Consider the following 15,091-nt stretch of genomic DNA (forward strand, 5'->3'; position numbering starts at 1 on the left):
ACGGCGCGGGGCGCACAGTGTAGACATCGATCTGCGGGCGGTGCGTGAGCCGCCCAATACAGGCCACGAATTTCCCGTATGACAGGGATTTAGGGACTGATCCGGCCGCTGATCGGCGCCCACAACATTTCCGTGTTGTTCAAGCAAAGTCGGCTCAGGCGTCTAGGCGTGGCGGACTCCGCTACCTTCAAGAACGGCCGCATAACCTTCCCTATAGGTGGGGTAAGAAAACTCGAATCCAGTCTCCCGTAGCCGGTTGTTGTGGCATCGTTTGCCGCGGCTCCCCCGCTCCTGCGAGGAATCGTTGGCAATTTCTGGGGCCGGAAGGTCAAGGCTGCGTGCCAAAAATTCAACGACTTCACGACGATCGGTTGGGAGGTCGTCGGCGCCGATATATACGGCCTGAGGCCAAGTCTCCATGGTCATGAGGTGCACGATGGCTGCTGCGGCATCGTCACGATGGATCCGACTAGTGAATTCTGGCTCGGATGAGATCGTCGCGACCCCCTGACGTACACGATCAATTTCTCGAGTGCGTCCTGGCCCGTAGAGGCCTCCAAGGCGCAGGATCGTCGCCTCGGGAATCAGCTCGAGCAAGGTCGCCTCTGCTTCTAGCAGCACAACTGCAGTCGGCGAGGTGGGCTCGGTCGGAGACGTCTCGTCAACCCAAGATCCGTCATCAATACCGTAAACCGCTGTCGATGACACATAAAGCACTCTCGGTGGCGCAGCGCAATCTTTACTGATGGCAGCAGCGACACGCAGAACACTGTTGACGTATGCCGCTCGATAAGAATCCACGCTGCGCTCATCGGGGCTCATGGCAACCACCACGATGGCGGTGTCCGTCGGCAGCGTCGGAACCTCTACCGACAGATCAATCGACTGGCCTTCGATTTCGGATGGCAGTTTCTCCGCTGAGCGTCGAAGTCCCATCACCCGATGGCCCAGAGAAGCGAACCGCAGCCCGGCTTCAGTGCCAAGGTCACCGCAGCCGGCAATTACAACAGTCATTTCATACTCCTCAGACCACACTGTTCGTTCGGATAGTCTCGAGGCCCGATTGCCGAGCAGCGAGGCACAGTACTAGCTTATCGAAACCCCCCAGTTGGCATCAGCACGGCGCACCGCCGGCATATTCGGTATTGGACGGACGCAGGGAGTTTGGCTACCAGACACTTCAAGCTTTCAGAATGGTGTGCAGTTGTGGAGAATGGGACGATGCAGACACGTCGTGATGAGCATCAAGCGGTTCCGTCAATTGTCGGGCAGGAGCCGGATTTCGCGTGGGCTTCAGCGCCGGATGTACCGCAAGAGCTGTTCCTGCGCTGGCGTCGGGACGCTATAAATGCGGGTTTGCCTGAGGCGTACGCAGCGACGCTCTCGACTGTCGATGCTGACGGCATGCCCGATGCCCGGGTGGTAACCGTCAAGGACATTAGTAGCGACTGTGGATTTAAGATCGCCTCAGGTGACGATTCGGCCAAGGGCCGCCAATTATTGGCGAATCCAAACTGCGCCCTAACGTTTTACTGGAGTCCCCTCGCCCGAGCCGTGCGGGTCCGTGGAGCCGCGCAACGAGCTACCCCTGCAGAATCAGCGACCGACTTCCTCGCACGCCACCCACGGACCCGAGCCAACGCTCTTGCCGCTCGACAGAGTTCCACCTTTTCAACTGATGCCGGCCGGGATGAACTAATCACACAATCCCAGGCCGCCATGGAGGCCGACCCCGGGATTGTTTCTCCCCATTGGACCGTGTGGACCGTCGTACCTAAATCAGTTGAATTCTGGCAAGGCGATCCGAACCGCAACCACCAACGCCTCAGTTATATGCGAACAGCGACCGCATGGGACAAGCAACGCTTATGGCCGTGAGGCACCCCCACGATGCACCATCCGCAACGCAGAGGGATACCGTTGCGGGAGTCGCCTCATCTCGAAGCACGGGCTTCCATTTCGCTAGAGGAAGACGCTGCCGCTTAAAACTCACAATTTTCAATGAATTCAGTACTTCAGTCAACCTGACGGCTTCAAGCGTTCCCGCAAAGACGATCTGCCCTCGGTGATAGAGCCACCTGTCCAGTAATCGGTTTCACTCGGTTGGCCAGCGTCTCCAGGACAGGGTGCAGCTGAGTTCTGGTTCCTCCCCGGTGGACACCCCAGGGGTGCCACGGCACGATTGTGATAACGGGAGCGAACCGACGACCGGAGAAGCACATGCACGTCATCCATCTGACAATCGAGCTCGCTGTGCCCAATATTGATGAAGCGAAGGCCTCCTGTGCCGACTATCTCGGACTCGAGGGGCAGAACTTGGGCTTGGACTGGGTCACCCGCTTCATAGTGCCCGGCTCAGGGGACCACATCCAGCTCCTGACGCAGGATCCGACTGCCCCCAGGATCCCGTGCTCACCGTCAAGGTCGACCACGTCGACGCGGGGGCCCGTGAACGCGGTTATCAGATCATTCACCCCTTGACCACGGAGCTGTGGGGCATCAGATGGTGCTTCGTCCGCGCCCCCGACGGTACGGTGGTCAACTTCGCCGAACATCGCGAGCCTTGAAACCTCCCGAAACGTTGAACGGAACGCCACAATGATCGCTCAAGTGACAGGGATCGTTTTCGGGCTTCTGGGGCCGGGTACTTTCTCGTCCCTGCGGCCGGCTAGTTCCGGGCCGTCGCACACCGTGTGCAGCCAGCTTCCGGCGATGCACAGTTAGCGGCGGCACTCGCTCGCCTCTCCGGGCGGCGGACCCGGCGGCTCGCCGCGGGGGTGATCGATTCGGTGACCGGATCACGGATGGCGTTCGTCGTCGCGGATGAGGGCACCTACTTCGAGGTCGGTTCACTCGCGAAGGTGTTCACCGGGATGCTTCTGGCCGAGGCGGTGAGTCGCGGCGAGGTACAACTGGATGCCATGGTCGCCTCACTGCTGCCCGAGACAGCCGGCAGGGACCGCGGGACAGTGACCTTGCAGGAGTTGTGCACCCACACCTCCGGACTGCCCCGGCTCCCGTCAACACCTGCGATGACAGCCACGTCGATCTGTTCCGAGTTGTTCGGCACAGACCCGCACCGGTCCATCGCAACCACCTCAGTGCTGTCCCTCGCGAGCCGGCAGGAGCTGACCTACCGCGGCCAGTGCCGGTATTCAAATCTCGGTGCCGCCGTTCTCGGGGAGCTGCTGGCCCGCGTGGCCCGATGCGAATACTCAACCCTGCTCCCCAAGCGGATCTTCACTTCCACAGGAATGCTCTCCACCAGCCTCCCTGCCCGGCTAGTGCGGCCCCGCGAGGGTGGAAGGCGGCCGGGCGCCGCTCCCAGCCATGGTCGCAAATGGCTACGGCCCCGCCATCGGCGTGGTCAGTGCCTTGGCAAACATGACCCGGCTGGCCAACTCAGTACTGGACGGCTCCGCTCCGGGTGTCGCCTCGATTCGACCGATCGAGCACACCATCCCCAACATCCCCACCCGCCCCGGCCAGGTGTCGGGCATGCTCTGGGCTATCGACTCACAAGCAGGCACCGCGGGTACCATGGTCTGGCACAACGGGCTCAACAGAGACGAGTCGCCATCGCGCTGACAGGCTGGCTCACCCGCCCCAAGCAACACTGACTCGGCGGCACCTACCAGAGCAACACCCGACGCCCACTCGGCTGCCGGGTGCCCAATCGGGTCAGAAAGCCTTCTTGGACGCGCTCGCGACCGCTGAGAATTACTCCTGCTGACCGGCCCGCTGCGAGGCGGTGCCTTCCACACTTACGCGCTGTGGGATACGACGTCGTGGTAGTGGACCAAGACAAGGCCGGGTGGTCTATGGTCGCGTCAGAGCAGCCGATAGCTGAACGGCTTTATGAAACCGTGAAATGGAGGGTCAAGATCGAGGGTCCAGTCACTGCCAGAAGTAACGACGCGGCGTTCCCAGCCTCGAAGGATCATCCTGGATGCCGCATGGATCTATGGTTCGACTGAGGCCGCGTCACCGTTGTAGGCGATACCACCTCATGGTGGCCACTCCGGTAATTTGGCGAAGCGTCCGATGAGGTAGATCGATAGCCTCCGCTGGGTGACTTAGCTGCGCTTTTGCTCCGTCAAGTTGATCATCTTTCGGGTGAGGCAAACTGCGATCAGCGCTATCCAGCTCATGACTGCGAGAAGACTAATCCCAACTGACACTGCGAGGTCGGGAGTGCTATTCCACCAAGTCGGCTCGAAGATGGGTGTATGTGTTCGGCTTGGCACGACGACCAGAGCAAAAAAGACTGTTGCGCTTGTTATCAAGGTGCCGACAAGGATCGGAAGCCACCGCCCGGTGCGCGAGTGCCGCGGGCGTGCGGCTGCGAAGATGAGCCAGGCGACCATCATCAGCTGCAGAATGGGGAGCCCGATCATGATGAGCGGCGCCGCAGCAACGAGAGGGTCCACCACGGCCGGGCTGTCTCGGGTGCCGACGATCTTGTGCAACAGCGCTTCAGTGAATCGCGAGAATTTGTCTTGGTCGGTACCGAGGCTGTAGTTGCTCAGTACAACGACGCCCAGGCCAAGGGACGGCGCGAATGTAAGGTACGACACCGATCGTTCTGTGCTGCCGGAATGCTCCCACAGCGTTGGAAGGCTCGGGTCGGTGCTGTTCTCGTCGTTGTCGTGCAGCTCCCAGAACGGGCGAACAAACCACCCGCTGGCGTATTGGCTGTATTCGTTGACTCGAGTAAGGGGAGCCCGGGCGTTGGCAAGTGTTGCAGTACCGATTCCCGCCAGCTCACCCAGGTGCACCTGCAGGAGGTGGGTGAGGTCACTGGCAGTGGAGGTAATGAATGCGGACGGCGCGCCCATCGGCCACGTCGCCCCAGGCGTTACGACGTGAATGATCCCGAACCAGTTGTAGTAGCCGGCAGCCAATCCGTTCGAGCGAGCAAGTTCGAGGTCACTCGTGGTTGAGGTGAGCCCGAGAGGCGCGAGGACAAGGACTTGGAGCGCATCCTCAAACGACTTCCCAGTGACGTGTTCGATGATCGCGCCGAGCAGCGTGTAGTTGGCATTCGAGTAGTCGAAATGCCCGCCCGGTACCGCGGTTGGCGTGCCCTGCAAAACGCGCCGGCTCTCTTCCCGAATCGAAGTGACCGCTGGCCAAGGATTGAATTCCTCAAGACCCGCACGTTCGCTAATCCCGGAGGTGTGACTGAGCAGTTGAGCCAGTGTCACGGTCGAAAATGGGCTATTGGCGCCACCCAGTTCCGGCAGAAGAGCTCCGACAGGGTCGCTCAAAGCGAGACGTCGCTGCGAAATGAGCTGCTGAACTGCTAGGGCAGTGAATTGTTTGGATGTCGACCCGAGCAAGAACGGTGTTTTGAGGGTAATCCCAGGCCCGCCAGGATAAGCATCCCCATAGGTTCCCTCGAATTTGACTGAGCCATGGGAGAGCACGACAACGGCAAGTCCAGGTAGTCCGAGGTCAGCGCGTTGCTGCCGAACGAAGCTATCGAGACTGGAATCCGTTTCGCGATTCGCAGAGTTGGCAACGGCCGGAATCGATAAGAGCGATGCTGCGACTATCGCAACCAGCACGCCCGCTAGTAGCAGCCGACGTACAAGCTTTTCCATCCATAATCGCTGTCCGAACTTGGATCGCATGGGCAAATTTTAGTGATCACGCCCCTGGCGCGCAAGATGTCGACGAGACTCCTGATGGCGTTGAATTTGTGGACACGCAGACGCTTTCGGTGTGGGCTTGTGACCGTCAAATCCCGAGGTGGAGCATGCGGCGCCTCATTTTGTGTGCTGCTTAGGAGTTTTTGGACAGCGGGTTGATGTTCTCTCTAGGCTGCCGTGGCCAGCTACTTGTAACAGCAGTGGACGTCATCCGGTAGCCCGTAGGCGAGTGCAGAATGGCGTCTTTGGCTGTTGTGGAACCCCTCGATGTAGCGGATGATGCCCTTTTGGCCAGACTCGATAGGCAGCAGTGGAATCCCTTCAAGCACGGGCAATCAGCGTGACGATACGCGGGGCGCCGTTGCCGGGTCTCGCCAATTCACTGGGGTACAGGCAGCTGGGGCTGTGCTCGGTCAGAGGCTTACGGACTGGCCGCGTAGTAGCACCCATCGGGGCTGGTGCAACGCGGTTACATCAGTCTCAAGATCACCGGCGACACCAAGAAGATCGGCGTGGTAGCCGGGGGCGATCCGGCCTTTGCGGGCGCCGACCCCGCATGCCTGCGCTGCACCCGAAGTCGCCGTTGCCAGGGCCTCGGCGACGCTCAGGCCAGCGGTGACCAGCTCACACACGGCGTACGGGAGCACCCCGTGCCGTTTGGCCGGCGCGATACCGGAGTCGGCCCCGGACACCAGGCGCACTCCGCTGCGGTGCAGCCGGGCGACAAAGTCAGACCGGACCTGCAGCATCTCTTCAACTGTCATCCCCATCCTCGCCATCACCGCTCGTATCGCCGGCGGCGGGGCCTGCATCAGATGTGTGTCATATCCGAGGGTGGGACAGACCGCGATGCGGCTCCGCGCAAGAGCCGTGAGCGTTTCTTCGCTAACCTCCCCGAAGCCGCGGGCGGTGACACAGGAGCAATGCTCTATCCCATCGACCCCGGCTAAGAGCGCCTGCTCCACCGCAGGCGTTCCATGCGCATGCGCCGTCACCGGCACACCAGCCGCGTGAGCGCGGTCAACGATCAGCCGCATCTGATCGGCGGTGAACTGAGTAAGCATCGCATCGGTGCCCGGAGTGTTGACACCGCCCGAGGCCATCACCTTGATGATGTCCACGCCGCGTTCCACTCGCTCTGCTACCGCTCTGATGATCTCCTCGGTCCCGGCAACTTCACCCCCTAGGTAGTGACAGTGGCCGTTCGTACTTGTCAACGGTGGCCCGGAGGCGACGATCGTAGGCTCGATCGCAGGAGCCGACAGCTGCCGATCCCGGCGCTCGAGGACACAAAATCGCCGATCCCCCAGATCACGTACGGTCGTCACACCCGCCACGAGCTGATCGTGCAACGCGGCCGATACGACCCGGTCGATCTCCTCAGCGGAGAAGCCAGCAACCCGGTCCAAGGCCGAGACCCCACTGTCGGTAACGAGATGGGTATGGGCGTCGATCAGACCCGGCAGCAACGTCCCTTCGTGAACCGTCACCTGACAAACCCCGGGGACCGGAAACTCGTAGGACTCAACACCGACGATCGAACAGTCCTCCAAGAAGACCGTCGCACCGCCAGCCAAAAAAGACTCACCGTCGTAGACATGACGAACCCGAATGGCATGCATGTACCCATTTTCCCCCGACAACCAACAACCCGGCAAGACCCCGACGAAACTCAAGAATAGTGCTCACGTAATGGGATGCGTGCCTCATCTGGAAAATGCTCACAAAAGCTCTATCGTATGTTCAGACGCTTTGGTGTACCGGAGGGATTCCCTGCGAGGCATGGAAACCATCACTTCCAACTTTGAGCAAACCAGTATTCTGCTCTAAAAACTCACAGAATCCGAAATCCGGGCCTGACCCTCCACCCATCAACGCTGGTGTCTTCTCGCTCTCGAAACCACACCAGAACCCAGCCCCTGTCCCGAGCGTAACCTGGTCATCGCGGACGCTAGCCTGCCCTGCGCTGAAGTGGACCGCTGGTGAACCTGCTTTTGAAGATACTGGCAGCCAAATCCGCGATGACGTCGACAGTCGCCAAGGGACACTCATCTTTTACTCACCTATTTCAACCGGAAACTACGGCAATTATTGACATGTCGTAGGCACCAACAACGGCGAAATCTCCCGAAAATACACAAATAATGATAGGCAGCGGCACCCCTCAGCATCCAGATGGTGAGATTCTCTTGGCCGCCGGTTCGAGCCCGGCCCGGTGCACAACCTGCCTCTGAACTGCGGTCATATCTCCAAATCTTGGGCCGCTCAAGGCAAAAACGGTTACGTCCCGTGGAGTCGTATAGTTTCCGGTTGCTGAGCAGCGGATTTCTGATGTGAAGAGCCATCGTGCGATGGTCAGTGAGTACCGATCAAAGAACTCACGAAGAACGCAAACACACGATGGCTCTAGACCAGTCGGCCTTGCTTGACCTGCATGGCCAACTTAAACTCACCGATGTCTCCGACGGGATCCGCACTGCGACCGAGACACTGTATCAGTAGCTCATCGAGGCCGTGGCCACCGCGTTGATCGGTGCCGCCCCGTTCCAACGCTCCGAGGCCCGCACAATCCAGCGCAACGGGTCCCGTCCCAGGACGTTGACGACCACCGCCGGGGACCTGAACCTGAAGATCCCCGAGCTACGCAACGACTCATTCTTCCCTGCATTGCTGGAGCGCCGGCGCCGCGTGGATCAGGCACTCTACGCCGTGGTGATGGAGGCGTACCTGCACGGTGTCTCCACCCGCAAGGTCGATGATCTGGTCAAGGCGCTCGGGGCTGATACCGGGATTTGGCAAGTCCGAGGTGTCCCGGATCTGTGAGGACCTGGACCATGGGGTCGGGCACAGGGTCGTGTCCTAGGCGGTCGTGGTCGCCGTCGGCGTGGCTGCTGACGGGCGCAGGGAAGTCTTGGGCTTCGATGTCGGAGGCAGCGAGAACGAGGGGTTCTGGGCCGCGTTTCTGCGGTCGTTGAAGACCCGTGGACTTGTCGGGGTGAAGCTGGCTATCTCCGATGCCCACAATGGCTTAAAGAAGGCCATCTCCACGGTGTTCCAAGGTGCGGGTTGGCAGCGCTGCCGGGTGCATTTCATGCGTAACGTGCTCGCGTTCACCGGCTTCCCGGCCAGGCACTGGCGCCAGATCTGGTCCACGAACCCCATGGAACGGGTGAACAAGAAAATCAAAAGACGCACCGACGTCGTCCGGGTCTTCCCCAACCCCGCAGCGCTCCTACGGCTCGCCGGAGCTGTCCTCGTCGAGCAACATGACGAATGGGAAGCCGGGGACCGCCGCTACCTCTTGCGAAACCTCCATGGCCGAACTCAAGGCCATGAACACCACACCCACTGCCCACGTAGTGGAAGCGATTTTGCTCCCAGAACTCACTGCAACATAATCAAAAAACTGACCCGCACGGTGTCGAGGCAAACTCCACCACTCAGCGGGACGTAAACGCAAAAACGCCCCAACTCATCTTTTACTCATCTAATTCAACTGACTTTTCCTGATTTTCTGGTCATCATTTTCAGCACATGACGCCCATCATTTTCAACATTCAGTCGCAAAACGTAGCTAGATTCCGCGGTTCTCACTTTCCCGAACACGGCCCGGGAGTTGCGGGCAACAATAGGGTCTTCGATCGTCGTACTCTCGGCACAGTTGCCCGTCTGTTAGCCAAGAACTTCCCTCGAGACTGCAAGCAACCCGGCGCGGCAGATTCATTCGAACACGCCCCACTTCCAACCTGCCAGACTCCGCCACCATGGCCCACGCGGCTTTCGGAACCCTGCTCGACATCGAACCTGCCTTTGGCAGTGCTCATCGGGCTTCTGGTGCTTGAGCATTCAACTTCGGGGCTTGTCGCCCAATGGATGAGGTCAATCCGATCAGCACTGGGCGTAAATCCCCACGAAGCCTGTTCTGCACAACGCGCGGTCAAAACATCCAATGAAAGCCCCCCCGGCCGCTGCTAGTCTCGGCGTCAGGTACGAATAATTTCCATAGGAAGGCCCACATGCCAACGCATGAGACACCCACCGCCACGGGGCCCCTCACCGGGCTCGTTGTCGCCGATTTCTCACGGGTCCTGGCCGGGCCGCTAGCCACCATGGCGCTGGCTGACCTGGGCGCCCGGGTCATCAAGGTTGAACGGCCTGGCACCGGGGACGACACACGGAGCTGGGGCCCGCCCCACTCCCCCACGGGAACCACCTACTACGAGAGCGTCAACCGCAATAAGGAATCGGTGTGCCTTGACCTCACCGATCCCGCCGACCTGGAGCTCGCCCGGGAACTGACCCGGCGTGCCGACGTCCTCGTTGAGAATTTCAAGCCAGGCGGCATGGCCGGACTTGGCCTGGGCTATGAGGAACTCTCTTCCGCCAACCCCGCCCTCATCTACGCCTCCATCACAGGCTTTGGCAGTGCCGGCGGGGCCGGGCTCATGGGTTACGACTTCATTGTCCAGGCCCTGGGCGGCCTGATGAGCATTACCGGAGAGCAGGAGGGCGGTCCGCTCAAGGCAGGCGTTGCCCTGGTGGACGTCCTGACGGCCAAGGATGCCACCGTTGGCATCCTTGCGGCCCTGGCCGCCCGCGCATCTTCCGGGCGGGGCGCCCACCTTGAACTGAACCTGCTTTCCAGCCTGCAGGGTGCACTGGCCAACCAGGGGCAGGCTTTCCTGGGTGCCGGGGTCGTTCCTGCCAGGATGGGCAACGACCATCCCTCGATCGTTCCCTACCAGCTTCTTGAGTGCTCCGACGCGCCGCTGGCCGTGGCCTGTGGCAACGACGGGCAGTTCACGAAGCTGGCCCGGGTCCTAGCGATTCCCGACATTGCCGTGGATCCGCGCTTTGCCACGAATAATGCCCGCGTGGCACACCGCAAGGAACTGGTGACGATCCTGGAGGAGGCCCTGTCCGCAGGCTCCGCCATCCACTGGCAGGACCGACTGACGGATGCCGGCGTCCCGGCAGGCCACGTCTCGGGGATCGATGAGGGGATCGAATACGCCCAATCTCTGGGACTGGATCCCACCATCGAAGTCCACGACGCGGCCGGCGTGGCCGTGGGCCGCCAGATCCGCAACCCCATCACCTGGACGCCGGCCATCCCTGTCCGCACGCACGCGCCCCCACAGCTGGGCGAACACAACGCCGCCGTGCGTTCGTGGCTGGGGAGCTGACCCTGGCCGGCAGCTCGCCCCGTCCAGCGGTTGACCCCGACCGGCGTGCCGGTGCTGGACTACTCCGCGCGCAGGGCCAGCCACAGGTTGGCGGCCACGTCCGGATCGTCCGGATCAACCTGAAGTAACGTCGCGGCGATGCCCATGCGGTGCCGCAGGGAATTGCGGTGCACCCCCAATTCTCGGGCGGCGCCTTCCCACTGCCCCCGGTGCCGCAGGTATGAGCGCACCGTGGCCACCAAGTCTGCACGCCCATAACCGCGCAGAGCGGACACCCAGTCCTGGACGCGCGGATCCAGCGACCCCGGCATCACCTCCTGGATTCGGCCCACATCCAAGCCCCGGGCCAGTGCCGCCAACTGAGCCCCCTCATCCCGCACGCGCTCAAGGGCCATGGGCTGGCTCAACACAGCAGCAAACTCCGCGCCGGCGGGTTGCCTGCGACCGGCCGCGACTGTGCCGCCGCCAGCGTGGTCGGCATCCAGCAGCCAGTAACTCAAATCCCCGGCTGTGTGCCGCAGGCGGCTGTCCTTTAGGGCGGCACCTGCCGCAGACCATCCGGACTCCGCTGCCAGCTGTGATGCGAGAGTCTGGGCGAGCGCCGCGCCGTCGTCCGAGTTCCGGACCACCAGCATCCGCACTGCGCCGCGGGGCACCGCAATCCCTAGGTCCAGGGCCTGGGCCCGGCCGGCTTCAACGTGCCCGGCCAGAAACAGCTTGGTCACGGCGGAGCCCAGGGCTGCGGCCATGGCGTCCCTTTCCTGGGCCTGCGCAGCCTTGATCGACAGCAGCACGCACACCGTCAGGATGACCTGCCTGTCCGTGCGGTTCAGCTTGCGCCCTGCTCCAATCGCGAGGAACCCGGCCGCCCGCCGTCCCACTAGCACGGGGTATTCCACCACGTCCGCGCCATGGATTTGGAAGGTGGCTGCGGAGTGCGCCGCACCCATGTTCAGCCGGGACGCCTCGGCGCGCAGCGGCCCCAGAACGGCGCGGTTGGCTTCTGGCCACAACGTCTCCGTCCCGTGATCGGCAGGCAGGTACGCGGCCCAACCGCCCAGCGCCTGGGCCAGCGCCTTGATCACCGAGGCCAGCGCGTCGGGCTGCGCGGCAGCCCGGGCAAGGGCCGTCTGAGTGCCCAGGCTAGCCGCCAGATCCGCCTGGTCCTCCCGGCCCACTAGGTCCCAGTAGGCGCGCGAGACGTTCATGAAGGGTGTTCCGTCGGGTACCAGCACCAGTGCCAATCCGGCCGCCTTGCAGGCATCGATGAGGGCAGATGGGACTTCATCGACCCCGGCTCCCAGCCCCAGCCCCAGAGCGGCCACGTCGCGGTCCACGAGGCGCTGGACGTACGCCGGCACCTTGGCGGCCGGCCCGGCCAGGGGAATGCCCGTAGTGAGCAGCAATTCCCCGCCTTCGAGGTACGGAGTGGGGTCCTCCAGTTCCGAAATGTGTACCCCGGAAACCTTCCGCCGCGCCACCGTGTTTCCCGACGCCGGGCGTAGGTCCTTGCCGAGCAAGTGGTGCAATTGCGCCAGACTAATCACAAACGTGCCTTTCAATGAAGTGACTCCCATCATAGGGACATTTTGAACAAGAAAAGAATAATACTTGGATGGAATGTCCAATGCGCCCGGCGTGGGTAGGCAATAACTTGGAGGACATGACATTGATCCAGGACACACTCCCGCAGACCCGCCACCTCGCCACGGCCATCCCCGGCCCCGCGTCAACGGCCCTGCACCGGGAACGCGAAGCCCACGTCACCAGCGGATTCGGCGTCGCCCTGCCCGTCTTCATCAACCGCGCCGGGGGCGGCATCCTTGAAGATGTGGACGGCAACCGCATCATCGACCTGGCCGCCGGCATCGCCGTGACCAGCGTTGGTGCCAGCAATCCCCACGTCCAGACCCGGGTGGCCGCGCAGATGGGCAGGTTCACCCACACCTGCTTCATGGTCACCGAATACGACTCCTTCACGCAGGTCGCCGCCTGGCTCAACACCCACGTCCCCGGCGACTTCGACAAGCGCACCGCACTTTTCACCACCGGGGCCGAGGCTGTGGAAAACGCCGTCAAGATCGCCCGCGCCGCCACCGGCCGGGAGCGGGTGCTGGTGTTCGATGACGCCTACCACGGCCGATCCCTACTCACCTTGGCGATGACGGCCAAGGAGAACCCGTACAAGCTCACCTTCGGCCCGTTCCCGGGCGAGGTCTTCCGGGCCCCCACCGCCACCCGGCTGTGGGCCCGTGGGGCGGAAGCTACAGCCACCTCAGAGCTGAAGGCCGTGGAGGCCCTGCTGGACGAAAACGGCCCGGAGACCTTTGCCGCCATGGTCATCGAACCGATTCAAGGCGAGGGCGGCTTCCTCGTCCCCGCACCAGGGTTCCTGGCAGGCCTGCGCGAACTGGCCACCCGGCATGGCATAGTCCTGGTCATGGACGAAATTCAGACAGGCCTGGGCAGGACCGGAACGCTCTTCGCCAGCGAACACGACGGCGTGGCGGGTGACCTCACGCTCACGGCCAAGGCACTGGCCGGCGGACTGCCGCTGAGCGCCGTCACCGGCCGCGCCGACATCATGAACTCCGTCCACAAGGGCGGCCTGGGCGGCACCTACGCCGGAAACCCGGTGGCATGCGCCGCGGCCCTGGGCGTGTTCGAGGCCTTCGAGGACGGCACCCTGCTGGGGAACGCCAACACCATTGAATCCACGGCACGCGAAATCCTGGAACCCCTGGTAGCGGAGACGTCCGTCGTCGCCGAATTCCGCGGCCGGGGCGCCATGCTGGCCCTCGAATTCACCGACAAGGCCACCTTGGCGCCCCTGCCAGCCCTGGCCGCCGAGGTCGCCGCAGCCTGCCACGGCCAAGGAGTCCTGGTCCTGGTGTGCGGCACCGACGGAAATGTCATCCGACTACTGCCGCCGCTGGTCATCGGACAGGAACTGCTCCGCGACGGGCTCCAGGTCCTGCGCGGGGCCATCACAGCAGCCAACAATGCCCGGCCGGATGCGGCCAACACAGCCGCACTGGCCTCCGCCTAAAAGCCCCCCTTCCCGCAAACCCTTGGAGAACATCATGACCGAACCATCCGACTTGCTCGACATCGATTCCCTCCTCACGGCCGGGGAACTGACCATGCGCGAGAAAGTCCGCGGCTTCGTGGACGAACGCATCCGCCCCAACATCGCCAACTGGTTTGAAAACGCGGTGTTCCCGCAGGACATCGTGAGGGAAATGGCCGGGCTAGGCCTGCTGGGCATGCACCTGCAGGGCTACGGCTGCCCCGGACGGTCCGCCGTCGAATACGGCATCGCCGCCATGGAGCTGGAGGCCGGCGACTCCGGCTTGCGCACCTTCGTCAGCGTCCAAGGATCCTTGGCGATGAGCGCCATCCACAAGCACGGCTCCGAGGAGCAGAAGGACGAATGGCTCCCCCGGATGGCCGCCGGCGAGGTAATAGGCTGCTTTGGACTGACCGAACCCAGCGCCGGCTCGGACCCTGGCAGCATGAAAACTTTTGCCCGACGGGACGGCGGGGACTGGGTCATCAACGGCTCCAAGCGATGGATCGGCTTGGCCTCGATCGCACAGATCGCCATTATTTGGGCGCAGACGTCCGACGGCGTGCGCGGCTTCATCGTTCCCACCAACACCCCCGGATTCAAGGCCACGCCCATCGAAGCCAAGCTCTCCATGCGCGCCTCGATCCAATGCGACATCGAACTCACCGATGTCCGGCTGCCCGCCACCGCGCTGCTGCCCAACGCCAAGGGCCTGCGCGGCCCCTTTGAATGCCTCAACGAAGCCCGCTACGGCATCATCTGGGGGGTCATGGGAGCCGCAAGGGACAGCTACGAAACAGCGGTCAACTACTCCCAGGAACGCCTACAGTTCGACAAGCCCCTCGCCGGCTACCAGCTCACCCAGCAAAAGCTCGTCAACATGGCACTGGAAATCAACAAGGGCATGCTGCTCGCTCTGCAGATCGGACGCCTCAAGGAAGCCGGCCGTCTCAAGCCGCACCACATCTCTGCCGGCAAACTGAACAACTGCCGCGAGGCGATCACCATCTGCCGCGACGCCCGGGCCATGCTCGGCGGCAACGGCATCACACTGGAATACTCTCCGCTGCGCCACGCCAACAACCTGGAATCCGTGCGGACCTATGAAGGCACCGACGAAGTCCACACACTGATCCTCGGCAACCACATCACCGGCATCCCAGCCTTCCGCTAAGGAGCAG

General features: G+C 62.5%; 10 protein-coding genes and 1 pseudogene. 7 read left to right on the forward strand and 4 right to left on the reverse strand.

Going from position 1 to position 15,091, the window contains the following annotated elements:
* Positions 1-162 precede the first annotated feature (162 nt).
* Positions 163-1,014 carry an SDR family oxidoreductase gene (locus tag AOC05_RS08655; protein WP_062006880.1) on the reverse strand — a complete coding sequence of 284 codons (852 nt, stop codon included), beginning with the start codon at positions 1,012-1,014 and terminating at the stop codon, positions 163-165.
* A 207-nt stretch (positions 1,015-1,221) separates the two neighbouring features.
* Between AOC05_RS08655 and AOC05_RS18880 the strand changes: the two genes are divergently transcribed.
* The 3 genes from AOC05_RS18880 to AOC05_RS18890 all read left to right on the forward strand — a co-directional run bounded on the left by AOC05_RS18880 (position 1,222) and on the right by AOC05_RS18890 (position 3,620).
* Positions 1,222-1,878 (forward strand): pyridoxine/pyridoxamine 5'-phosphate oxidase, encoded by a 657-nt coding sequence (locus tag AOC05_RS18880; RefSeq protein WP_082357866.1) that lies wholly within the window; start codon positions 1,222-1,224, stop codon positions 1,876-1,878.
* Between the two features lie 530 nt (positions 1,879-2,408).
* The gene (locus AOC05_RS20115; protein ID WP_230085270.1) at positions 2,409-2,567 is read left to right on the forward strand and encodes a hypothetical protein; all 159 of its coding nucleotides are present in this window, start codon (positions 2,409-2,411) and stop codon (positions 2,565-2,567) included.
* Between the two features lie 126 nt (positions 2,568-2,693).
* On the forward strand, positions 2,694-3,620 hold the full coding sequence (locus tag AOC05_RS18890) for a serine hydrolase domain-containing protein (protein WP_157374946.1): 927 nt from the start codon (positions 2,694-2,696) through the stop codon (positions 3,618-3,620).
* A gap of 456 nt (positions 3,621-4,076) precedes the next feature.
* Here the strand turns inward: AOC05_RS18890 and AOC05_RS08670 are convergent, their stop codons facing one another.
* Together AOC05_RS08670 and AOC05_RS08675 are read right to left on the reverse strand one after the other, a co-directional pair.
* Positions 4,077-5,636, reverse strand: coding sequence for a serine hydrolase domain-containing protein (locus AOC05_RS08670; protein ID WP_082357868.1), 1,560 nt, complete (start codon positions 5,634-5,636; stop codon positions 4,077-4,079).
* A gap of 431 nt (positions 5,637-6,067) precedes the next feature.
* On the reverse strand, positions 6,068-7,276 hold the full coding sequence (locus tag AOC05_RS08675) for an amidohydrolase family protein (RefSeq protein WP_062006884.1): 1,209 nt from the start codon (positions 7,274-7,276) through the stop codon (positions 6,068-6,070).
* A gap of 778 nt (positions 7,277-8,054) precedes the next feature.
* On the opposite strand from AOC05_RS08675, the pseudogene AOC05_RS08680 reads away from it, so the two are divergent.
* Positions 8,055-9,108, forward strand: a pseudogene (locus AOC05_RS08680) (transposase).
* A gap of 562 nt (positions 9,109-9,670) precedes the next feature.
* Positions 9,671-10,840: a CaiB/BaiF CoA transferase family protein gene (locus AOC05_RS08685; protein WP_062006885.1), complete on the forward strand. Its 1,170-nt coding sequence runs from the start codon at positions 9,671-9,673 to the stop codon at positions 10,838-10,840.
* Positions 10,841-10,899: 59 nt separating this feature from the next.
* Here AOC05_RS08685 and AOC05_RS08690 read toward each other — a convergent pair whose 3' ends face one another.
* A complete protein-coding gene (locus AOC05_RS08690; protein ID WP_062006886.1) occupies positions 10,900-12,387 on the reverse strand; it encodes a PucR family transcriptional regulator in 1,488 nt (495 codons plus the stop codon).
* 116 nt (positions 12,388-12,503) lie between these two features.
* Here AOC05_RS08690 and AOC05_RS08695 point away from each other — a divergent pair, with 116 nt between their 5' ends.
* The gene (locus AOC05_RS08695; protein ID WP_062009554.1) at positions 12,504-13,889 is read left to right on the forward strand and encodes an aminotransferase class III-fold pyridoxal phosphate-dependent enzyme; all 1,386 of its coding nucleotides are present in this window, start codon (positions 12,504-12,506) and stop codon (positions 13,887-13,889) included.
* A gap of 34 nt (positions 13,890-13,923) precedes the next feature.
* The gene (locus AOC05_RS08700; RefSeq protein ID WP_062006887.1) at positions 13,924-15,084 is read left to right on the forward strand and encodes an acyl-CoA dehydrogenase family protein; all 1,161 of its coding nucleotides are present in this window, start codon (positions 13,924-13,926) and stop codon (positions 15,082-15,084) included.
* The last annotated feature ends 7 nt before the right edge of the window (positions 15,085-15,091 follow it).

The organism is Arthrobacter alpinus (assembly GCF_001294625.1).
In the GTDB taxonomy this organism is placed as follows: Bacteria; Actinomycetota; Actinomycetes; order Actinomycetales; family Micrococcaceae; genus Specibacter; species Specibacter alpinus_A.